Genomic DNA, 22,709 nt, shown 5'->3' on the forward strand with positions numbered 1-22,709 from the left:
TCGGCTCAAAATTGTCATTTTCCTGAGATGATTGCAGTTTTACTGCACGGTCTCCAATTCAATCTTCAAATGGGCTCCTGTGGCTTTGGCGTAGCGCTTTAAGGTCTCAATCGAAGGATTGGCATTGCCCCCTTCGAGGCGGGCAATCGAACCCTGCGATGTAGACATGAGCTTTGCAACCTCGGCCTGGGTAAGGTTTGCCCGCATCCTCGCCTGAACGAGAGCCCGAGTGAAATCAAACTCCTCTTCGAGTGCTTCGTATTCCTTCTTGTATTCGGGGTCTTTCACCCACTTGTTGTGCAAATCTTTGACCTGTTTCATTTCTCAATCTCCTTTGCTCGCTCCAGAGCAAGCTTTATTTCTCTGGTCGGTGTTTTCTGCATTTTCTTCAAAAATGCCCTGACAACGACAACCCGCCTGCCTGAGGCACTGACATATAAAGCTCTTGAAATCCCGTCCTTGCCCTTCAGGCGCATTTCCCAGAGCTTGTCCTGTAAGTGCCGGACATGAGGCATTCCAAGTTGCTGCAATCCAAATTCCTCGATCATCTCCGAAATCCGAACAAACCTTGCCCGCATATCGGCAGGAAGAGCTTCAAGCTCCTTTTCCACGGTTTCGTTCAGTACGGTTACAATCCAGGACATCTCATTTCCAATATACCATATGTGGTATAATTTTGTCAATCGAGTTTTCTGATTTCTGCGCTCCGACAACCTTGAGAATTCGGCATTTGTGCTGCTTGTTTATATAAACAGCCGCCTTCACAGCATCTTCGGACAATCATGATTGTCCGACTTTATGTAAATGGGCGCTGTCTCAAAGTCACCGAACTATCATGATAGTTCGGATTTCTTAGGTTGGCGTGAAACACTTCGGATATTTTGTTTCAGTCAATCAAATTTGCCCTGTTTTTGGTAGTGGTTTTCCCCTCAATCCCGCATGTCAGGCCAGATTTTCTGCGCTTCGTTGTATTCTTCCTCATTGACGATATCCAGATAAATGGCCGTGTTTTTGAGGTTTTCATGGCCGAGCCATTTTTTGACGGTTGTGATCGGCGTTTTCTCCAGCAGGTAGGAAATGGCGTAAGTGTGGCGCAGGGCTTTGGGGCATGCCTTTGAACCGCTGAGATTGGCGATTGTCATGTATTTCTTGACGATCCGCCATCCTGTGGAGCGGGAGAACGGGAATACGCGCTCATGCGCTTTCTTGCCCTGGGTCTGGCGTTTTAGCATTTCCAGCAGCGCGGGCGGGATGAAAATGGCTCTGTGCTTGGGGTGTCTGCGTTGCTTGAGGGTGCGGAAAACCAGATATCGTTCCTCGAAGTCTACGGAGGAAACCGAGAGGCGGAGGGCTTCTGAAATCCTGCATCCGGTGAAAAACAGCGTCAGGCAGAAGGCTTTTTCTGCGGGAAGGGGCGATTTGAGGACAGCATCAAGGAAAGCCGTTCGCTCGTTGCGGCTCAGGTATTTTCGCTCTCCAAGTTGGTCGAACATGATCCTCGTGCCTCATCTCAATGCCTAAAGGGAATGAAACCCTTTATCCGTTTTGTTTCATTCTATGAGCCGACCTGAAGAACATACCATAGCCTCCACCCCTCCAAAACCCTTGTACTTTATGTCATACAATGGTATAAAGGATTCCATAAGTGGCAGGATAGCCATAGATGAACAGAGGAGGAACCGGGTCATGAGTAAAGGCTTGGTCAAACATTTCAGGCAGACCGCCACAGGTCTTCTCACGGCGCTGACCGCAATCGCGCCGATTTCCGCGTTTTCTCAGGCGAACGCCAAGGCGGAGGCTGATGCCGTGCCAGCAAAAGATTCCGTGACCTTTGAAGACATCTGGTTTGATGACACCCGCGATGCCAAAAAAATGGACGCGATGGATGTCTACAATGCTTCAATTGGTGATAAGCAGGGGCAAATTATTTTGTACTATTCTGATGGTTTCTCTGAGTCAGCAGTTGAATTTGTACATGACAACCTTGAGAGCACAGGCTTCAGGGTTTTCCTAGCTAAGGGGCTTCCCCTTAATCCTGGCGATAAACCGCAAATGATGGGTATGATTAATGGCCACTATGCAGGTTCTTGGGATTTGGAACAAACCCTCCGCGCCATTCCCAGTTTAGATATTGAAGAAAAAGCAGAAGAGCTTAACATAAAACCACGTCCGAAAATAGCAAATGTCGACGGTGCTGACATTCTCGCGCTCAACAATCCATCTTAAAAAACTTAGACTACAGGCGTCGGCGCACTGGCTACGCCTGGCATTTGCACATCCTCTTCTGGAGTTTGGCGTGAAGCCATAATCGCATTGCTTTTTTGTTCTTCACTTTCAAAGAGATGTTCATATTCGCCATCACGCGGCAAGTTTGACTTAGCTTCATCGGAAAGCCCCGCAAAGAGCTTCTTTTCCATGCCAGTTTTCATCGCTTCCGGCAGAGGCTTTTTCATCAATTCGCCGCGCTCTCTCTCAAAATCGTCAAGCTCTTGTACGACAGCACTCAACCCATCATCCTCTATGTCACGAGCAACGCGACCTAATTGTTTATTGTCATCATAATCCTGATCAGCAACCTGCTTTTCTTCTATCTCTGCTCCTTGCGCTTGTATGGAATTCCGCTGCTCGGGGTCTAGCGCATCACGCGCTGCAGCCTTATCCCTCAAGTTATTTGTGTTTTCCTCAATCCGCCCATCAAGCACTTGAAGTTGCTCTTCCTTGCTCATGGCAAAGAATTCATCTGGATCAATCCCGAGACGTTCGATCAACTCCATATGCTCAGGGTTTTGCTGGTCGAATTCACCATTTTCAATCAGATCGCGCAATTCCATCAAGTCATCGCGCTCCATCTGAAGATATTCGATCTCTCGATTGATCTGTTGAAGCTGTAGCAACAGATAGGTAGTGTGATCGTCCTTCTTGTCCTTTTTGTCTTTCCCACCACCATTGAGAAGCCCTTCTGATACTTTGGAAATCACAGCGTATGCGGTTTGATCAGGTGAAATTTTACCACCCAATGCCATCTGCAATGCCTGTAGCTCAGCCTTTTCATCCGCTGCATGAAATGCATCCATTACAGACCCGTCATCGTCCAGATACGGATTATCCGCTCCCACACGATCTAGAATCTCTGCTTTTTGTTGTGATAGATTCCCCATTTGTGAACCTGCCCCCTGTTTTTGTAGTCCTGTTCTTGGGTGCTTTTAAATGCACCTTCTCGACCCTTCTATTGTATTGCACAAACCCTTAATAAAGAGTGAAGAAAATCGTATTTATCTATTTGTTTACAATGGGTTAATGATCATATTTAAAGTAAATTTTAGAGAAATTTGTCTCAAATTTTATCTATATTTAGAAGATGTTGTTTTGGAGGGGTTTTCAGAAATATTTGACGTGTAGCGTATGTCATTTCCTTCAAGAATGTTACAAGATAAAAATAGGTAATAATGAACCATGGAGCTGTAAATGAGCGATGAGCCAAATCAAGATTTTGACCTGAAAAAGTTTCAAAAATCGATGGATCGCACTCACCAACACTACGAAAAGAGAATAAAAATTCTCAATGAGCACATTCGTGAAATCGAAAGAAAAGCCAAAGAGGAAAACTATGCGGGTAGCGAGGTCGAACAACTGAAAGACGATTTGGACAGAGCCAGAAAGGCAGAAAATAAGGTATACGCAGAACTGAAGAAAAGCCGTGAATCCCTGATCAAAGCCCAAGACGCTCTCTTTGAGAAGCTCAGGGAAATTGAGAACCTCAAGGAGATCATTGAAAGGCTGAAAAATGAGAAACCCACAAAGGCTAGAATTCAGCGCCATGCCATAGAACAGGCCAGAGAACAAATTGCGGCAGAAGCGCAGGAGACCTTGTTATCCGAGAGGATCAAGCATGAGGATGAGATTCACGCACTCAAAAAGGAACACAGCCAAAAAATTGACAAACTGAACCGCCGGATTTCAGCCCACAAGGTCAGAGAGCGCAAGGAAGTCGCAGAAACCACCCCTGAGACTTTGGCCGACTTGAAAAGAGTCCATAGGGCAGAGAAAAAGAAACTCCTTGAGGGCAATAATAGAGCTGTCAAACAAGCTCGAAATCAGGGCTATAAACAAGGATATGAGGAAGCGCGGGAAAAAATCGAGGAATCCATCCTCCAAAAAGCTAATCGTGATGATCGCCCGAACAATCCAAACGGTAAAAAGAATGAATGGGAGGAAATCCAGAGCAAGAAATCAGAGGTTAGGATTATTGAGCAGACAGGCCTTGAAAATGAGCTGCAATACCATGAATTCTGGTTCAATGCCTACATCGATGGATCGATGAAACCCTTCCCTGATAGACAATCCGCCGACAAGGAAGCAGGAATTGCCCGAAAAGCGAGGGTCAAGGTGATCTGGAAAGACGGCCAGCTCGATGAATAAAAAAAAGGCCGAGCGGGGATGCTCGGCCAGAAGTCTTCTAAAAGATAAAACATAAGAGGCATCAAGATGATGGCTCTTGAAGGTATCCTGCCATCAATTCCTTAACGAATGGTTAAAGGCAGAAATTTTTTTATCATCGCTCGCGGGTGCGTTCTTCGCTACGTGATTGTTCGCTCTGCCGTCCGGCCTGCGCCCGCCGGTTTGCGCGGTTCTGTTCGAAGCTGCGCTCAAGATATTGCTTGGGTGATAGTCCGAATTGCCGCTCGAATTTCTCCGAAAGCTCGCGTTTGGCGGCGCGGCTGGACATCCCTGCTCCGGCAGCATAGCCCAGAGAGAAATCCTCCAGCCGGTAATTGTACCGGCCACTGCGGTCGATAGTGGATTTCAAGCTGTAGAGCAGCTCATTTTCCGGCTCTGCGTAGCGCTCTGCATTGGCCTTGTCAATTTCCTTGTCTGTTGCCTGATTGTCAGTCGGTAGTGATTTTACGTTTTCCATTTTTTTCCTCTGGTTGATATTAAGGTTACCCATGGATACGCCGCAGACCTCCGGCTTGTCCGAGAAAAACGGAGGATCGTTGCCGGATCCTCCGTATCCTTGGTTATCTCACGACCAGTAGCGTGATTTCTAAAAAGAAGTGGAATTTGATCTTTTTGAAGAATTTCATGATTTACTCCTCTCTTTCGCTAGAGCCAACCCATTTGGCTCTTTCTTGAGGAGGCATGGCCATAATCCAAGAGACGCTTTTGCACTTTCAACACGGTGGAACCGACAGGTTCCAAGGTGCGGGCAGACAATTGCAAAACCGGCGGTATTACTGGCAAAACGAAATCAATAAAGACCAAGGGGAGGAATCTTTTTCGAAACGGGGCAGATCGTATCTGTGTCAATAAGGCAGATTTTAACCGGATTTTAGTCAAATTGTGCTCAACTGGTAGTAGTGAGCTAACTTTATGAAAAATGGGAGGATGTGGTGGTCTATCCCAACAATCATTTTACCGTTAAGGAACTGGCGAAGCATTGGAACTGCTCCGAAGGCTTTGTGAGAGCCAGAATCAATGACGGTTCCCTGGAATATTTGAAAATGGGAAGCATGTACCGTATAACAAGAGAAGCTGTACATAATTACGAGGGAGGCTGTAGATGCCAAGAACAGCTCGACCTGTTCCCGAATTCAAACTTAGCAAAATCGGGGATAAGAAAAACTTTTACCTCTGCTGGTCAGAGAACAGGCGTTCAAGACGGATTTCAACGGGCACAGATGATCCTGGCAGAGCGCAACAATTCCTAGCTGATTTCATCAATGGCTGGAATGCACCTCCTCCAAAAGAGGAAATCACATGTGATGACGTGATAAAGAGGTATCTGGATCACAAAGACGATACCTATGAATCGGATTACAGATCACGACAAGCATTCCAAAGCCTTGTAGTGAGCCTTGACCCCATATCTGACTATTTTGGGAGCTATTCGCCCGAAAGCATCAGCAGGCAACAATCCCGAGAATACATCGAATTTCAGAGAAAGAACGAAAAGGCCAATGCTACCATTCGCAGGCAACTAGCGATTTTCACGGCAGCACTCAATTTCGCTCATGCAGAGGGCTGGATAGGCAAAGTTCCGATTTTAGAAAAACCCAAAGAACCACCTCCAAAAGACAAATGGATGACACCTGAGCAGGTTCGAACCTTCCTAGACCAGTGTCGAACACCTCACATTCGCCTTTTTACCCAACTGGCTCTGCACACACTTTCGCGAAAAGCAGCCATTCTGGACTTGAAATGGTCACAGGTTGATCTTGACCGCAGGTTGATCAATTTCAATCCTCCAGGACGCACACAGACGAAAAAAAGACGTGTTCCAGTCGGAATCAATGACAACCTGTATTCAGCTCTGAAAGAAGCCGCTGAATTTGGCCAGACAGAATATGTAATCGAGTTCAACGGAAAGCGTGTTATCGATAACAAAAAGGCATTCGCAAGGGTAGCCAAACGCGCAGGGATGCCATGGGTCACTCCACACGTTTTAAGACATACCGGAGCAACTCTACTTGCGCAACGGGGAGTTCCTCTCTGGGAAATTGCAGGAATAATGGGTGATAGACTGACCACCGTTGAGAAGCACTACGCCAAGCATCACCCGGATTATCTGAAAAAAGCGATAGATACGCTCGATGATCTCTACGGATAAGTGCGCACCAGTGCGCACTTATTACAATTTCGAATTCCGGCTAAGTTATTGAATTTATTGGAGCGAGTGAAGGGATTCGAACCCTCGACCCCAACCTTGGCAATTCAGAGGATTTCGCTGTATATGGCGGTTTTCTGCGATTCATCATATTGATAAAATGCCATTTTTCGCATGAAAGCGTATGTAGTAAGGTAATAAGTGCGCACGCGTGCGCACTTATTACGGAAAATTTTTCAGTGTCCCAATCACATAAACATTCCAATTTCTTCAATTGATTCAGCATCCTATGTGTTCATTTGCGATATTTCAAGAGCATCAACTGTCGGTCATAATATCTTAACTATTTAGCCCTATAGTTGTAATTATACGGTAGATTTTGGACTGGGTAGCAAGATGTGTTTTTGTATTACAAAAACCATCTTGGCAAGGGGGAGAGCATCTCCCCCGTTACAATCCCCCTCTTTCGGTGCGAATTCGCACCTAAATAGCCCGCATGTCGGTTTTTCCGGCTGTGGGTAGCGTAGTCTAGGGTGAGCAATGGGACGACCACGCATACAGGAAACACAGCGAAAAACGCAGCAGATCATATTCAGGGTTACACCGTCTGAATTCGATGATCTTGCTGCTACCGCCAAGCGAGCTGGGCTAAGTGTTCACACACTTGCCCGTCACTCAACCCTGTCCAAAGGAAAGCGTCTCGTTATCCAGCGCTCCCAAGCTTGTGATCCGGCATTGCTCAAACGCCTTGAGCGTATAGGCAATAACCTCAATCAGCTTGTTCGCCGTTTTCATCAAAACGGCAGGCTAGGGAAAATGCTCCAGCCGCTCTGTGATGAAATCGCTCATATCGTCTACAGCGACATTCGAAAGGACGAGTGAGCCATGAATCCATGCGTCACAACGGGGGGAAGGTCTTTTCACGGCAGCTATCTTTATTACATGCACGATAAAGACAGTGAAAGCCGTGACCGTGTTGCATGGACTCATACAGTAAACATGCTCACTCGTGATCCTGATCTTGCATGGAAGGTCATGGCCTATACCGCAAAATCGCAGGATCGTTTGAAAGAGGCTTCCGGTCAGGTTTCCACCGGACGCAAATGCGAAAAGCCGGTTATGGCTTATTCGCTGTCATGGCATCCAGAGCAAGACCCCGATAAGGATCACATGCTGGAAACGGCATTGGATTCTCTGAAAGTGTTGGGACTGTCAGAGCACGAATGTATGATCGTGGCGCACAGGGATACCCCTCACCGGCACGTGCATGTGATCGTGAACCGAATTCACCCGATTACAGGATTGGTTGCCAGCAACTCTCACAGTTACCGCAAGCTTTCTAGTTTTGCTTTGGAATATGCACGAGAGCACGGCCTTGAATACAGTCCACAGCGTGAGGAGAACGCGAAAAAGCGGGAGAAAGGGCAGGAATCCAACTACAGGGACAACCGCATTCAGGAAGCTTGGGATAAATCCGATAACGGACGCAGTCTCATTGCCGCTCTTGAAGCATCCGGCCTTACCCTTGCACATGGGAACAAGCGGCTTGTAGTGGTTGACCCAAAGGGCAAAACCATCAATCCCGTCCGGCACATCGAGGGCATCCGATCAAAGAATTTCAGGGAACGGCTTTCTGATATTGATCTATCAGCCCTACCAACGGTCGATGAGGCTATCGATAGAAAACGCATTAAGCCGAAGAAGAAAGTCGCTTCAAGGTCGCAGCGGGAGGATCAGATCAAAAAGATCCGGCAAAAATACCGATTGCATGAGCAGGAAACTGCTATCTCGGAACTTAGGGCAGAAATCCAGAACGCCCCATGGTGGAAGAAGCTCATAGGTTTGACGCGAAATAAACGGGAGAGCCTGCGAGAATTGCAGGATGACTTCCTGAAGAGCAAATCCGATGCTGAAAGAGAAATGGCTGATCTGAAAAAGTTAAATGGGCAGGATCGCTCACATCGTGAAAATTTTCCAACTACGCCAATTACACGAAGAAATCATAAATCGAAAAGAAGCCATAGTTATGACAGCGATAAGATGAAAGATTCCTCACCCCCGATTCTGGAACGATAACTCATGGAATGTCGCTCAAAATCCTGACTATTATTATATCATAGAATGTCATCGTAAACGTACCTCAAAGCACTTGGGACATCGTCAATTGATATTCTTTCCCATCCATTTAAGGGCTCACCTTCAATCTCAACCATGCATTCTTTCGCAGCTTTTAAAGATGGTTGAACATAGTCATAATCGGTTCCATTTGAACGACAAAAAAACGCATAATATTCCCCATTCACGACAGGTTCTTGGATGATCAGATAGTATCTTTCAGAATCAACAATACCTTTTAATATCACTACTCATTTTCCTTAAAATATCTCCTATGTTCTCCAATATCTTTCAGATTACCAGTTGTCCTCCCCTCTTGAAAGTGAAAATGTGGTTTATCATTGTGAGAACGTTCAGGAGTCGCATCTAATCTAATCTGCTTGTCACCTTTTGATACTATTATACTTTTGGTCGTTCCGTTGACTTGCACTTTAGCTCCTGACTGGTCAATTTGTTGCATAATTCCATCGACCTTATCTCTTCGAATTTTCTCCGCTTCACGTTGTTTTTGTTCGAGCGCATCAGCATCCTGCTTTCTTTTTTCAGTGAGTCTCTTTTGCTTCTCCTTCTGCACGATAAAATGCTTTTCCTCAGCCTCTTTTTTCTTTGTAAAGGCTGCCTCGTCAGCACGTTTTTGTTCTCGAAATCTCTTTTGCTCTGCCTGCTTCTTCTGGAATAATTCATTATCCTTGACCTTATTATCTAAGGCCTCTTCATTTAATTTTCTTTGATCATCAAATCTTTTTTGATTTTCCAAATCCAATTGACGTTGTTGTTGAGTAGCAGCGTCTTGCTTCGCCTTACGTTCAGTAGCACCAATTTCAGATTTAGTTTTTTGGTCGAGATTGGGAGTTTTGGATTTTTTGATTTCGTCGACTCTGTTCGTTGCTTGAGCTACATCCGCCTGGGTAGAAACAGGAGGAGGTGGTGTTAGATTTTTGTTTTTTTTCAGTACATCCTGAGCAACCTGTTTCTGTCTTCCTATAGTTGGACTTCCATGTATTCGTGCTGTTTCTTCAGCATTTCGGGCAAGGTTTAATTCTATGCGTTGTCCGATACTCGATCCCGACTTTGCTAAGTTGCTAGCGTTTTGACTAAAAACCTGTTTTACGGGTTTACTTGGAATGTCATCAGACTTTCTAACCGCGCTCTTGACAGCATCATCTACAGCCCCAGCCGGAGTTGCATGGATTGACACCGGAAATGTTACCAGAAGGACAAAAACGACTCCTATGATTCCGATTTTCTCTTTCATATTCTCCTTTACTTAAATTTAGTGGTTCGCCCAAGTTCTCCTGCAATTACTGCACCTCCTACCGCATACGGCAAAGTATCAATAACTTCATCAATCATTTGCTTGTTCGTCCTCACGGAAGACCCATCAGAAATAGTCCAGATGACATTCTCACTTACCTCCAGAAATATTCCTCCAAAACGCGACTTTGCAAACCTCGTCATTGATTTCCCCCCAGCAACTTTTAACGCCCCACGAGGTAAATTTATGAAAAGCCCCCCAAATTCACCTGCTAAATAGGTGTTCGGATACCATTGCTGTCTCATTGCCTTCCATTGTTCCTCAATCCATAACTGTTCTTCATAATCAGGGATAGGAATTTCGTGTGGTTCGTAGTTACCAATTTTCGATGCTGCGAATTCAAAGAGATTATAAGCAAATGGTAAGGCGACTTTTCCGATTGCTGTGATCTCAGGAGATCTACCCAAGAACGAAGCATCTCCAAGACTCCATAGAGGTGTCCAAAATTGCGAAGGTCGGTCTCTTTTATATCTGTCATAGAACTCCTTAACAAACCAGTAGTTCGTATGACCCGACACCAATCGAGAACCTCTGGACACAGTAAATGGGATTGCCACTTTGATCCCGCCATATTCCATGTCTTGTGCATGCTCAATTAATAGGTATGACACATCATATTCATTAAAGATTGGATGACCATCAAAACTGAGCAAAACATCGCCCTCACTAAATGGAGATGGTTCTCCAGAAGATAGGTGTGTGGATGCATCTGTAATTTCTATTCCCAAATCCCAATAGCGATCATCTTTAGCAAATCTTAATCCAAGATCGTAGGGAAAAATTTGTAAATTGCCATAACGATCTTTCATGCTGATAACATGACTCAGGCTTGAAGAGAGCGAGATTGCGTCAAAACATGCCTTTTCCAAATCATCTTTTGATTTGTAGACTTCTTGAGGGTTTTCATTGTTACCAAAAGGCGATATGACAAATAGAAACTCATTCTGATGATTCCGCGCGAAATCTACGTTTGACTTATGGAAGCCATAAATATCTTCATCATTTCCCCAATAGCCCAACTTCTCATTGAAACATCTTACACTTATTGGGCTGAAAACAGCACCGCCTTCCCAATATTGACGTTCGGTGTCATAATCGCTCAATCCATGAAATGTATTTACTTTTCTTTGTTCATAAACCGACGATCTTGCGGTCAAATAAAAGTCAGGATTTGAATTTTTAAACAGCCTTGTAACTTTCGCTGTTTTTCCTGCTTCAACTGACATGAAATTTGTAGTTACCCATTCATCATCAGTCACAGGATATGAAACTGCATAATCAACTCTAAAGGGTGTTACATTAAAAACGGTCAGGGTTGCTTCTTGAACAAGTTCGGAGGATTTTTTCCTAACTAGGTTTTGCACTATATTTATGCCGCCGCTATCTATATCCGAATAACTCAGAGCCAATTCCGGAAATTTCTCATCATGAATGATATAGGTAAAAACCCTACCTTCTTCAGTCCACCTAACGTGATTGAATCGATAAAACGGACTTTCATAGTTTTCTGGACTAGACAATGAAAGACCTGAATTAAAATCAGAACCCAAATTCAAATCCATCACCTTATTCGACACGATTGTGTCAACCTCACCCTCTCCCCATACATATTCAGCAAGGTTTCGGACGCTTGCACTGTCATATATGTCATGGATAGCCCTAAAGAGTTCATCGTCGTTCGGGTTAAAAGTAATCAGGGCATGAAAATCAGAGTAACTTTCAATTCTTCTTGAGATTGTTCGTTCTTGATTATCAGGATCGACTGACCACCAACCTTCCAATTTCCAATTAGTCGATGACTCTGATTCATTCGAATAGATTAACGAATATGAGCTTGCATAAGGAGCTGCGGAAACAACCCGCATGTGTACATTCTGCGCAATTCTTTCGCCACGTAATTTACAAATACTCAAGACACTCTCGATCTCTGACTCATCTGCGGTATCCCACTGAATTGCTTCTGTTTCTTTCACAAGGGAATCCAAAAAAACATACTGAAAATTCCCACTGTAGTTCGGGCTTTGTGAAATACTTCGTGAACTGGGAAAACTATTCAATGATTCATCTTTTCCCTTGGAGAATTCTGCCATCCATTTGGTAGAACCGATATCAAGATTAAGTTCAGGAATCCTAGGGCGCGCTTGAATAGTGAATTTAGGTGAAGTCAGAAGGAACTTATTAGATTTGTAAATAAATTTCTCACCCGGAAGCAACAAGCCCTCTCCAACTAAAGATTCACGGAAATCGTATTCATCAACACTGAAACACTTGTATTCGATTGGAGCCAACGTGGCGTTTACTAAAGATATCTTAGGCTTCAGTAAAATTTGTCGGAAAATGAAAAACAAACCGACAGCCACATACATAGCAAAAAAACAGCAATTATCCGTCTTGTTTTGGAGGAATAGACTTTCATTAGGCAAGAAACAGTTCAGATTTAGGAAGACCCTTATTCTATCCGTACCATCACCAAAAATCAAGGATTATGAAAAACTTAACCTAATGCCGCATTCTGATTTGGTTAAGTTGTTTAGAATCAGGATTTAATGTCTGAATTCAGCGTTTTTTGCCTCTATTATCTTGCTTTACTCTTTGCTCTGCCTCTCGGGACAGAGTTTTTTCTCTTTGATGAATGAGCACAGTATTCAACCGATCCCTCACTTCTTTGTTCGGTTTCTTGTGGTATTGCTCGATGAGCTGATCGATCTCAGGATCGATGAAGTATTCCTTTGGCCGTTCTTCTTTCATAAAAGTTACATTTGAGAGTTAAGGTATGCGGCAACCTTGCTCCTCGCAAGTTTGATCCAGTCTCCGACGGTTGAGGTGGCAATGCCGGTTTTCGCTTCGATTTCCTTGTAGGAAAACCCGTATCTGGCATGGAGCCACAGGACTTGCTTTTGTCCGTCAGTGAGTTCAATCCCTGGGAACTCGCTCCAGAAACTGCGCTCGAACTCCTTTTCTTCCTCCTCACTGTGAGGTTCGGAGTTGTGCGCGGGTGAGACAGGAACTTCTGGCAATTCTTCATGAGTTGTCTCTTTGCGCCGTTTTTGAGAGCGGTAATAATCGATGGATTTCTGCCATGCTTTTCTCCGCAGGATCGGCAGACAGGTAATCTTGGATTCCTCGAACCTGTTGAGCACAAAGACCCAGACTTCCTGCATGATATCCTCAGCGCTCTGGTAATTCTTGCAGATATTGGCAACATAGCTCACGAGATAGACGTGATATTTATCAATCGCCTCATTGACGAGCGAGAGCCGTCGCTCGAATTCCTGATCTGTTTCGCTTTGACCCATTATTATCTGAAGTTCACTCAATTCGGGGTTCTTGCCAGTGTTCTCGGATCAAGATCAAATTCCTGATCCTGCCTGCTAAGGGCATTGGCGTAATTGCAGTTCTCAACGAGATGTTCGATGAGCCTTACATCAAAGACTTCTGCCAGAGTGATGGAATGCTGGTCGTTTACTACAATCTGGAACTTTCTGGATTTGCGGTAAACCGGATAATACGCGCTTTCAAAGCCCTTCCATGCAAAGCTGAGGGCATATTCCCTTGAAAAGCTCTGCTTGTTAAACCCCTTCCAGACCTCAACTTCATCTTCCCTGAACTTGATCTTGATGGACTGACCGAACAACCAGCGGGACATGCCAAAGCGCGTTGACACCTCAATGCCTGCAAGCGTGAGTGCAAAGATGATGTATCCGTAAACCCAATACGGATTGAGGTTTGGGAGGTAGAGATACAGCGATCTTGAGTAGAAAATCTTGGTCAGGATATCAAAAACAATCAATGCGCCGCCGGCCTTGGCAAAAAACATGATCGGATCATAGATCAAGCGCTGGATTACAATCATGCGGCGCGGGCTGAGCACACAGGCAGAAATCCTGTTGTTTTTGATCCGAGGCCAGGGATGAACGTATTGCGGCATTTTCTTGTTTTTCTTCATCCGAGAGATCGTCCCTGCCCGCCGCTTTTACGGCTTTGCTCGTGAAACCGCCCTTTGAGTGATAACTGCTCCTTGCGCTCCGCATTTTTGATGAAATACTGACGCTCCTTTGCCTGAATGTCTTTCATGCGCTCAAGGCGCTGCCTCTCATCGTTAAGGACTATTTGCGTAGCGCTGCTTTTTGCCTCATGCTGCAAATCCGATTTTGTGCGCCTGCGATTGTCACGGCGCAATTGAGGCGCTGATTTTTTGATGAGCTCTTCCGCAGTAACCGTCCTGATCAAATCATCGCGGTTATCCGCCAGCTCCTGCCTGAATTCAGTAAATCTCTGCTTCTGCCCGCTCTTTAATTCGTGGTATTTCTGCTGGGTGTTTTCCGGCAAGCGGGCTATGCGGGCATCAAGGGCTTCTTCAGGCATGGCCTGAGCCTTTTCTTGAAACTTCTCTGAAATTGGCTCTTTCATGATTAAGGGTTGGAAGAAGGGAGGAACTGCTCAACAATTTCCTTGGAATGATGCTTGGCCGCGTTCCATGCCAGACCGATATCAGGACTGGAGCCGGTCAGGATCATAATCAGGATCGATGCGATAATGATAAATCGCAGGATGTTTAAAATCGGCATCAACCAGAACAGATTTCTCTCTGAACTGTTGCCGCCAAGCCGATTGCTCAGCCTGTTTTCTGGATCGTAATAGTCCATTTCTACATGGGTTGAATGTAATCCTTGAACGCCGAGTGCTGATCGTAATTTGCCCGCTGCAGAACCCATGGCCTTTTGCCAGGCTGGATAATGAGTTGCCTGCAAAGATGATCATCCCGCGCAAAATACTGGCTGATTTCCTCAGGGGTAAGCAGGCTCTGGATTTGCAGATTGTGATTAAAGCCGGTTGCCCCTTGCTGATTGCGCTGATCTCTGCTGACCGATCCCTGATTGGTGACAGTCAATGTCGTCTGTCCAAGACGCTTGCTCAAGAATTCTGTGGTTGAAAGCTCTGAATTCCCGAAGGCCTGAATGACTCCGGCATTGCCGATAAAGGTTTCCCAGCGCTTGTTATAAAGCGCCTTGAGCTGGCTTAAGTCCTGCAAGAAAATCCAGAGCTTCACGCCAAGACCGGCCATATAACCAATCGCAGTTTCAAGCTCCTTCATGTAACCCAGAACAGGAAACTCATCCAAGATCATCAAAACTGGATAATCCGGTTTCTTTTTGGATTTTTCCATCGCCGCCAATGCGAGATTTACACTGACGCGCAAGAGGGCTGAGCACGTGCTCATGCGCATGACCGGCAGGCATTCATAAATGCTGACATTGCCGTTCTTCAAATCTTCGAACCCAAAATCATTACCGCTCAGAGTCTCGCGGATTGGCTCATAATCCAGAAACTTCAAATTACGCCGCGCCGTGGAAACCACGCTGGTTTGCTCAGCACTCGCCTTTTCCTTTAAGGTCACTGCCGCCCCAGAAATCCTGCCTTCCAGACAAGGATTGTCCTCCATCTCTGCAATCAGATCATCAAGCTCCATCATCTTACCGGAAAGCAGATCATAGACCATCGGCAAATTGCGCTCTTCCTTCACGAACTTGTAATCAGTTGCCACATGAAGAATGACCCCCTCAACAAAGGCTCTGGCCGTTTCAGACCAGTGAGGCTCTCTGGCTTCTTCGATCACCAGAGCGCTTGCAATTAGCCCCGCATCCTCAATGATGGTCGGGCTGTCATATTCCAGTATGCTGAGCGGATTAAAGCGCACCACATAGGAGCGTAGTTCTCCAGGCATCAATCCAAACGGATCGATGATCCCGACTTTCTGACCCAGCACTTCTGCGCGGTGTTTGGCGGTCAAAAGTGCATGATCACCTTTAGGATCGATAGAAAAAACCGACCCGCCATAGGTGAGGAGGTTTGGGATAATCCCCGAGCGGCCTTTGCCGCTTCTCGAACCCGCTATGGTCAAAACATGGCGGTCATCAAGCGAACCAATCAAATTACCGCCATCAGCCAGGTATTCGCTCCGTCCGTCACTCCGCTTGAGCTTAGTGCAATTTGCATGGGTAATGCCAAGAAATATCTCTCCGGTTCTTGGGGTAAATCCATGATTGGCTGCGATAATTTCAGGGCTTTCAAAAAACTGATAGGGCAGCCAGCTTTTTGCCTTGGCTCTGCCCTCAACCCCGCGCGGTAAATCCTGCAATACATTAGCGCTCTTTGCTGATGGATTATTGGAGGATGAGGCTTTCTTGAATATCATAAGGAGGAGAAAATCAGGAATGCATCATATAGTTAAAATTTTGAGAATTTATCAAGCCCATTAGAATTTGTATTTCGGAGCCAACCAATATTTTAGCCAGTTAGAGCCGGATGAAGACAGCCCTTGCCTCGTATCAAGGGCAGATGAAAACACAAGACACGCAAAGACTACCGATTCCGGTTTCCTTGCCCAAAGTGGCGAGGATGCTGGATATTTCAAAACGCGGAGTTTACAGGCTGATTGCCTCTGGTGAACTCCCACATCCCGTCAAGATTGGCGGATGCTCGAAACTCTTCGTGCACCAGATCGAGGATTATCTGAGGAGGCTGGAGGACAAACAAACTGGGCGTGAACATCCGTTCATGTTTGACTCTCGGTAATCCGTAACCAGAATAATTCTCATGGTCGCATACGTATTCAAGCGCCGCCGCAAGAGAGGCGGTAAAACGGTCATCAGCAAGAGCTACTATGCCCGTATCAAGCTGGACGGTGAATGGATCGAACACACCATTTGCCTTAGAACCTCCGACAAGCAGGTTGCCAATGCCAAACTCACCCAGCTCGTTAAAGACAAAGAGCGCGAGCGCATGGGCATCATTGCGCCGGAGAAGCAGCGCATATCTGCGCGCCTTCCCATCTCCAAACACCTTGAGGAATTTATCGCAGACCTGAAGACCGTAGGCCGCTCCAAATCCTATATCAGCCATGTTAAAAGCCGCGTGATTAAAATCTCGGCTGATTGCCGCTGGACTTACCCCTCAGACATCAACGCCGATGAATTTGTGGACTGGCGATCTTCTCAAGATGATCTAAGCCCCAAAACCCTCAACGACTATCAGAATTCTTTCAATGCCCTGCTTAACTGGATGGAGAAACAGGGACGCATTGAGCGTAATCCGCTGATCAACGTCACCAAAGTCGATATCAGGGGCAGACAGCAAAAGCGAAGAGCCTTTACCGATGAAGAATTTTCCCGCCTGATCGAAGCCGCAGACCAGCAACGCTGTCTTTATCTGACCGCCGCCTATACCGGCCTTCGTTTAGGAGAGCTCAGGCAGCTTGTCTGGGCTGACATTGATCTCGATCATGAACGCCCTCATATCAAAGTCAGAGCCTCCACCACCAAGAACAGCAATGATGCCACGCTTCCGCTGCATCCCCGCCTTCATGGCGAACTGATAGAGCACAAGTCCGAGAACGCTTCAGGATCGGATTTTGTATTCGAGGGAACCCATCACGCCGTTTGCGCAAGGCGATTTGCCAAGGACATCGAGAAGGCCAAAATTGTGCGCATTGATGCTATTGGGCGCAAACTGGATTTTCACTGCCTCAGATACACTTTTGCCACTCTGCTTGCCCGCAGCGGTGTTTCCCAGCGCATGGCTCAAGAGCTTATGCGCCATTCCGATCCACGATTAACCGCCAATATTTATACCGACACCACTTTACTGCCAACCTTCGAAGCGGTTCATTCCCTGCCATGGGTGAAGCCAAATCTCCAAAAAGGGACAGTAAAAGGGACACACGAACCAGACATTTCAGGGCAAAACCTGTCTCAGGATGACATGGATGGGGAGGAAGGCGAGCTGTGGGAAGTTGCTCTGGCAGAGGATTTTAGGCAGGATTTGTCACAGGGTGACGCGGCATTACAAATGGCGGAGAGAGGGGGATTCGAACCCCCGGTACCCTTGTGGGGCACACACGATTTCCAATCGTGCACAATCGGCCAGCTCTGTCATCTCTCCGCTGGTGGTAAATGGGCGATCATCGGGAAAAATGGGAGCCTGTCAATGGTGCACGTATGTAAATCGTTACGATTGGGGTTTGCGGGGCAAACCGTTGTCACTCGTCCGGCGTGCCGGACTCACTCGGAACCAATCGTGCACAATCGGCCAGCTCTGTCATCTCTCCGTTTGAGAAGCCAAAGTGGGAAGTGAATCTGGCACTGGGTGGGATGACAAGCCTTATTTGAAGGATTATTTGAGATAGACTTTCTGAGGCTTGTAGTGGGTGTGCAGGAGTTGGTGGGCGCGCTCACTGCAGGGTGCTTCGAGGAAGTCGGCGTAGATGCGTTGGATTTCGGGATTGTCGTGGGAGCAGCGGGTCGTGCTTTGGGCATCGTCGTCGTAGAGTCCGGCCATGCGCTGTTTGCGCAGCCCGACATCAACGTTGTAGGGTTGACCTCCGCCACCGATGCAGCCGCCGGTGCAGGCCATGACTTCGATGAAATGGTAGGGGGTGGGATCGCCATTGTGGCGGGCCTGGCGCACGCGCTTGAGCACTTCGCCGACATTGGCCATACCGTGGGCCACGGCTACCTTGATGGGCGTTCCCTGAATGTTGATTGTGGCTTCCTTGACTCCCGTGAGACCGCGCACGGGCGTGATGTTGAGGGCGTCTCCCTCAAGGTTATCTCCGGTTACCAGATGATAGGCAGTGCGAATGGCAGCCTCCATGACCCCACCGGTCGCGCCAAAGAGGGTTCCGGCACCGGAGTAAGTGCCGAGCAGGGAATCTGCCTGCTCTCCTGCGAGTTCCGTGAAGGCGATGCCGGATTGTTTGATCATGCGCGCGAGTTCACGGGTGGTGAGCACCACATCGACATCCGGATAGCCTGAGGCGAACATGTCTTGGGTTCGCTCAAGTTCGAATTTTTTCGCCGTGCAGGGCATGATGGAGACCTGATAATGTGTCGCCGGATCGATCCCCATTTTTTCGGAATAGTAGGTCTTGGCCATGACGCCGAGCATCTGCTGGGGACTCTTGGCGGTGGAGAAGTTGTCGATGAAGTCGTGGTGGAATTTTTCCATGTAGTCGGTCCAGGCCGGGCAGCAGGAGGTGATCAGCGGCAGTGGACCTGTACCCTGCGTGAGGCGATGCACAAATTCCGTTGCCTCTTCCATGATCGTGAGGTCTGCGCTGAAGTTGGTGTCGAAGACTGCCTTGAAACCGAGGCGGCGCAGAGCGGCGTAAATCTTGTGGGTGAGATTGGTGCCCGGTGCATAGCCAAACTCCTCGCCGAGAGCGATGCGCACGCTTGGGGCGATCTGCACGGAGCAGAATTTTTCAGGATCGCGCAGCGCGGCCCAGACGGTGGCGGTTTCGTCGTTTTCGACGATGGCGCCAGTGGGACAGTGGGCTGCACACTGACCGCACTTGATACAGGGAGATTCGGAGAGCAGGATGTCGCCTGCCGGGGCCATGCGGGTGTGGATGCCGCGCTCGAGAAAGGAGAGTGCCCAGACATTCTGCACCTCCTGGCAGACTTGCACGCAGCGACCGCACTTGATGCATTTGTTAAAATCGATGATGATGGAACCATTGGAAGCGTCGCAGGGTAGGTCGCGCATGTAGCGATCGATGGAGTCCTGCCGGATGCCGAACTCGGCAGCGAGTGTCTGCAGCTCGCAGTTGCCGTTTCTCCCGCAGGAGAGGCAGGCATTGGGGTGGTTGGAGAGAATAAGCTCGATCACGGAGCGCCGGATTTCAGTGAGTTCGCCGTCGTGCGTAGTGATCTCCATTCCATCTTCGAGCGGAGTGGCGCAGGCGCGGGGAAACTTGCGCGAACCCGCCACCTTCACGATGCAGAGTCCGCAGGCGGCTGTGGGCAGCAGATCCTTGTGCTTGCACAGTGTGGGAACCTTCACCTGGACCGAACGGGCGGCCTCAAGAATGGTGGTGCCGTAGGGAACTGAAACGGGCAGACCGTTAATGCGGGCTTGAACGATGTGTTGGATCATGGCGAACGGGGTAGGGGTGGGATGGGAAAATCACGCCGTTTGTTTGGCCAACTCGCTGAGCTGTTTCTTGACCTTGCGTGCGTAGGAGGCTCCACCCTCAATGAAGGCGGTGTATTCCTCTTCAAAGTAGCGCAAGGTGGAGAGAACGGGGTTGGGGGCGGTCTGGCCGAGGCCGCAGAGCGAAGCGGTTTGCATGGCCTTGCAGATGCGGCGGATCTGCTGAAGGTCCGATTCACATCCTCGCCCGCGAAAGATTTTTTCGAGCAACTGCAGGATCTGATAGCCGCCGACGCGGCAGGGAGCGCATTTTCCGCAGGACTCATCAACGCAGAACTTGAGGTAAAACTTTGCCACATCGACCATGCTGTCATTTTGATCCATCACCAGCATGCCACCGGAACCCATGATCGAGCCGAGCTGGCTCAGGCTCTCAAAGCTGATCGCAGTATCGACGAGGCGTTCGGGAATGACTCCACCTGAAGGACCTCCGGTTTGCACCGCCTTCAACTGATTGCCACTGAGCACGCCACCGCAGATGTCAAAGATGATCTTGCGCAGAGGGATGCCCATGGGAACTTCGACGAGTTGGGCGTTGCGCACCTTGCCAGTGACCGCAAAAACCTTGGTTCCCCGGGAGGTTTCGGTGCCATACTGTGCGTACCATGCTGCGTCCCGCTGGAAAATGGAGGCGACCGCAGCGAGGGTTTCCACGTTGTTGATGGCCGTGGGTTTGCCAAACAGCCCGCTGACGGACGGGAAGGGTGGACGTGGGGCAGGGCTCCCTCGCTTCCCCTCGATGGAGGCGATCAGTGCGGTTTCCTCTCCACAGACAAAGGCACCGGCACCCAGTCGGATGTCGGCCTCAAAATCAAATCCGCTGCCGAGAATGTTGCGGCCGAGCAGGCCAGCCTCCCTCGCTTCGGTGATCGCGCGCTGCACGCGCTTCACGGCGAGCGGATACTCTGCCCGGATGTAGAAGTAGCCCTTGCAGGCGCCAATGCAGTAGCCAGCGAGCATCAGACCCTCGAGCACGCGGTGTGGATCGCCTTCGAGCACGCTGCGATCCATGAAGGCTCCCGGATCCCCCTCGTCTGCGTTGCAGATGACGTATTTCTGGTCGGAGACAGGCTCGCGCGTCAGTTTCCACTTGAGCCAGGTGGGAAAGCCTGCACCGCCGCGTCCCCGAAGACCGCTGGTTTTGAGTTCCGCAATGGCCTGCTCCGGAGTCAAAGTGCTCAGCGTTTGCGCCAGGCCCTGATAAGCACCGTGTTGCAGAGCGTCCTGCAGATCTTCGGGATCGATGATGCCACAGTGTTGCAACACGATGCGTAGTTGGGGGTCGCGCTCCTTCACCAGCAAATCCTCCACGATCCGACCGTGCACGAGAGACTCGGTCAGGATGCGGCGAAGGTCGGGAGTCAAAACATTGGAATACGTCACCCCTGAAGGAAGCAGTTGCACGCACATGCCCTGATCGTAGAGGCCCATGTCGAGTGCGCGCACGACCTGGATGTCGCGGATGCCATGCACGGCGAGTTCCTGTTCAAGCGAGGATTGATAAAACCGGGTACGGTCTCCCTTGTCGTCACTGGTGTCCATGACCAGCAGGGCGATTTGACGTTCGCCGTTGAGGGACGTTGCGCGCTGTCGGGTGGCGATGATGTGATCGTCGAGCAGGCGCTGTTCAGCAAGGTGTTGCATCACAATGGCTTGCGCGAGCGGTGGATTGACCTGGCCATAGGTGATGAGGGGCAGGTGTTCGGTTTTCACCATGACGACGGGGTCGGCGTAGGCCATGCCATTGCTGCCTGTCTGAAGAATCTCGGCGGGCAGACCCTGGGCTGCTTTGGTGGTTCGCAGGCATTCGAGCACCTCGGCAGCACCGGCCGCGATGCCACCTGTGTCCATGGCAACGCTGGCCCAGTTGGGCGGGCGCGGAGTTGTGTTGCGCAGGGATTGCAGTGCTTCGAGTGACAGGCGGTTCATGCGGCTCCTCCTTTTTTCGCATGTTCCAGAATATCCTGAAGTTGGCTGGAGATGACGCGACCGTAGGTTTTTTCGTCCACCACCATGGCGGGTGCCATGCCGCAGCAGCCGATGCAGCGCACGGTTTCCAGGTGAAATTCCCGATCCTCGGTGGTTTCTCCTTCCTTGATGTGCAGCTTGCGTTCGAGTTCCTCAATCAACTGGGGTGCCCCCTTGAGGTAGCAGGCAGTGCCATTGCAGAGCGCGACGCTGTGTTTGCCGGGGGGAACGAGTTTGAAGTAGTTGTAGAACGTGAGCACTTCATAGATGCGAGCGAGCGGGATGCCCAGTTCGCACGCCAGTTCCATCGAAATTTCACGGGGCACGTAGCCGTGCTCGTTTTCAATGGAATGCAGAATCATGATGAGGTTTCCCTCCTCATGTTTCCACGGTTTTACGTGTTTGGAGACTTCGACCTCGACGCGCTCACAGTCGTCGATCGGATAGGTCAGAGAGGCGGTATTCATGGGGTAGATCCTTTCGACAAAAGCGATTGTGCGGCAGCTCCTTGTCGTCGCAAGGGGGAAAGGCTGTGGGCTTCGGGTAGTGCGACAGCTAATTTCATGCATAAGGGATGCCGCATGCATGCTTCGAAAATGGAAACTCCGCTCAGCGCGCAAATCCGGATCTGACGGTTGGAATGCGATTCGGGTCAAATGCGCTTGTATTTCACGGTTTGGCTTTTTACATTTGCCCTTTCCTGCATCATGCGCG

At 48.6% G+C, this 22,709-nt stretch carries 22 protein-coding genes and 1 tRNA gene; 4 read left to right on the forward strand and 19 right to left on the reverse strand.

Translation table 11 applies throughout. The features are described from left to right. Positions 1-39 precede the first annotated feature (39 nt). The 3 genes from ABQ298_02400 to ABQ298_02410 form a co-directional block, all read right to left on the reverse strand. Entirely contained in the window at positions 40-321 is a 282-nt protein-coding gene (locus ABQ298_02400) for a helix-turn-helix transcriptional regulator (GenBank protein ID MEQ9823215.1), read from the reverse strand. Beyond that, complete coding sequence (locus ABQ298_02405) at positions 318-644, reverse strand: type II toxin-antitoxin system RelE/ParE family toxin (protein MEQ9823216.1); 327 nt, start codon at positions 642-644, stop codon at positions 318-320. The genes ABQ298_02400 and ABQ298_02405 overlap by 4 nt, the downstream gene beginning before the upstream one ends. A gap of 285 nt (positions 645-929) precedes the next feature. Then, positions 930-1,493, reverse strand: coding sequence for a tyrosine-type recombinase/integrase (locus tag ABQ298_02410; GenBank protein MEQ9823217.1), 564 nt, complete (start codon positions 1,491-1,493; stop codon positions 930-932). Positions 1,494-1,686: 193 nt separating this feature from the next. Here ABQ298_02410 and ABQ298_02415 point away from each other — a divergent pair, with 193 nt between their 5' ends. Further along, positions 1,687-2,226, forward strand: a complete 540-nt coding sequence (locus ABQ298_02415; GenBank protein MEQ9823218.1) for a hypothetical protein — start codon at positions 1,687-1,689, stop codon at positions 2,224-2,226. A 5-nt stretch (positions 2,227-2,231) separates the two neighbouring features. Here ABQ298_02415 and ABQ298_02420 read toward each other — a convergent pair whose 3' ends face one another. After that, on the reverse strand, positions 2,232-3,158 hold the full coding sequence (locus ABQ298_02420) for a hypothetical protein (GenBank protein ID MEQ9823219.1): 927 nt from the start codon (positions 3,156-3,158) through the stop codon (positions 2,232-2,234). Positions 3,159-3,465: 307 nt separating this feature from the next. Between ABQ298_02420 and ABQ298_02425 the strand changes: the two genes are divergently transcribed. Beyond that, entirely contained in the window at positions 3,466-4,419 is a 954-nt protein-coding gene (locus ABQ298_02425) for a hypothetical protein (GenBank protein MEQ9823220.1), read from the forward strand. 133 nt (positions 4,420-4,552) lie between these two features. Here the strand turns inward: ABQ298_02425 and ABQ298_02430 are convergent, their stop codons facing one another. After that, positions 4,553-4,915: a hypothetical protein gene (locus ABQ298_02430; protein MEQ9823221.1), complete on the reverse strand. Its 363-nt coding sequence runs from the start codon at positions 4,913-4,915 to the stop codon at positions 4,553-4,555. Between the two features lie 645 nt (positions 4,916-5,560). Between ABQ298_02430 and ABQ298_02435 the strand changes: the two genes are divergently transcribed. Together ABQ298_02435 and ABQ298_02440 are read left to right on the forward strand one after the other, a co-directional pair. Further along, complete coding sequence (locus ABQ298_02435) at positions 5,561-6,607, forward strand: site-specific integrase (protein MEQ9823222.1); 1,047 nt, start codon at positions 5,561-5,563, stop codon at positions 6,605-6,607. Between the two features lie 939 nt (positions 6,608-7,546). Further along, positions 7,547-8,680, forward strand: a complete 1,134-nt coding sequence (locus tag ABQ298_02440) for a relaxase/mobilization nuclease domain-containing protein (protein ID MEQ9823223.1) — start codon at positions 7,547-7,549, stop codon at positions 8,678-8,680. 286 nt (positions 8,681-8,966) lie between these two features. Here the strand turns inward: ABQ298_02440 and ABQ298_02445 are convergent, their stop codons facing one another. The 14 genes from ABQ298_02445 to ABQ298_02510 form a co-directional block, all read right to left on the reverse strand. Beyond that, positions 8,967-9,974, reverse strand: a complete 1,008-nt coding sequence (locus ABQ298_02445; GenBank protein MEQ9823224.1) for a hypothetical protein — start codon at positions 9,972-9,974, stop codon at positions 8,967-8,969. An 8-nt stretch (positions 9,975-9,982) separates the two neighbouring features. Next, positions 9,983-12,457: a hypothetical protein gene (locus tag ABQ298_02450; GenBank protein ID MEQ9823225.1), complete on the reverse strand. Its 2,475-nt coding sequence runs from the start codon at positions 12,455-12,457 to the stop codon at positions 9,983-9,985. 133 nt (positions 12,458-12,590) lie between these two features. Then, positions 12,591-12,782 (reverse strand): hypothetical protein, encoded by a 192-nt coding sequence (locus tag ABQ298_02455; protein ID MEQ9823226.1) that lies wholly within the window; start codon positions 12,780-12,782, stop codon positions 12,591-12,593. Between the two features lie 5 nt (positions 12,783-12,787). Next, on the reverse strand, positions 12,788-13,330 hold the full coding sequence (locus ABQ298_02460; protein MEQ9823227.1) for an RNA polymerase sigma factor: 543 nt from the start codon (positions 13,328-13,330) through the stop codon (positions 12,788-12,790). A 17-nt stretch (positions 13,331-13,347) separates the two neighbouring features. Further along, entirely contained in the window at positions 13,348-13,980 is a 633-nt protein-coding gene (locus tag ABQ298_02465) for a hypothetical protein (protein MEQ9823228.1), read from the reverse strand. After that, positions 13,977-14,444 (reverse strand): hypothetical protein, encoded by a 468-nt coding sequence (locus tag ABQ298_02470; protein MEQ9823229.1) that lies wholly within the window; start codon positions 14,442-14,444, stop codon positions 13,977-13,979. The genes ABQ298_02465 and ABQ298_02470 overlap by 4 nt, the downstream gene beginning before the upstream one ends. A gap of 2 nt (positions 14,445-14,446) precedes the next feature. Beyond that, on the reverse strand, positions 14,447-14,680 hold the full coding sequence (locus ABQ298_02475) for a hypothetical protein (GenBank protein MEQ9823230.1): 234 nt from the start codon (positions 14,678-14,680) through the stop codon (positions 14,447-14,449). 2 nt (positions 14,681-14,682) lie between these two features. Next, positions 14,683-16,230: a type IV secretory system conjugative DNA transfer family protein gene (locus ABQ298_02480; GenBank protein ID MEQ9823231.1), complete on the reverse strand. Its 1,548-nt coding sequence runs from the start codon at positions 16,228-16,230 to the stop codon at positions 14,683-14,685. A 215-nt stretch (positions 16,231-16,445) separates the two neighbouring features. Further along, positions 16,446-16,937: a hypothetical protein gene (locus ABQ298_02485; GenBank protein MEQ9823232.1), complete on the reverse strand. Its 492-nt coding sequence runs from the start codon at positions 16,935-16,937 to the stop codon at positions 16,446-16,448. Between the two features lie 495 nt (positions 16,938-17,432). After that, positions 17,433-17,633: a hypothetical protein gene (locus tag ABQ298_02490; protein MEQ9823233.1), complete on the reverse strand. Its 201-nt coding sequence runs from the start codon at positions 17,631-17,633 to the stop codon at positions 17,433-17,435. A gap of 250 nt (positions 17,634-17,883) precedes the next feature. Further along, a tRNA-Ser gene (locus tag ABQ298_02495) sits at positions 17,884-17,975 on the reverse strand. Between the two features lie 231 nt (positions 17,976-18,206). Next, entirely contained in the window at positions 18,207-19,970 is a 1,764-nt protein-coding gene (locus tag ABQ298_02500; protein ID MEQ9823234.1) for an NADH-dependent [FeFe] hydrogenase, group A6, read from the reverse strand. A 30-nt stretch (positions 19,971-20,000) separates the two neighbouring features. Further along, the gene (locus tag ABQ298_02505; protein MEQ9823235.1) at positions 20,001-21,956 is read right to left on the reverse strand and encodes an NADH-ubiquinone oxidoreductase-F iron-sulfur binding region domain-containing protein; all 1,956 of its coding nucleotides are present in this window, start codon (positions 21,954-21,956) and stop codon (positions 20,001-20,003) included. Further along, positions 21,953-22,462, reverse strand: a complete 510-nt coding sequence (locus ABQ298_02510) for an NAD(P)H-dependent oxidoreductase subunit E (GenBank protein ID MEQ9823236.1) — start codon at positions 22,460-22,462, stop codon at positions 21,953-21,955. Before ABQ298_02510 ends, ABQ298_02505 begins: the two co-directional genes overlap by 4 nt. Positions 22,463-22,709: the final 247 nt, after the last annotated feature.

Source organism: Puniceicoccaceae bacterium (assembly GCA_040224245.1).
GTDB lineage: Bacteria > Verrucomicrobiota > Verrucomicrobiia > Opitutales > JAFGAQ01 > JAKSBQ01.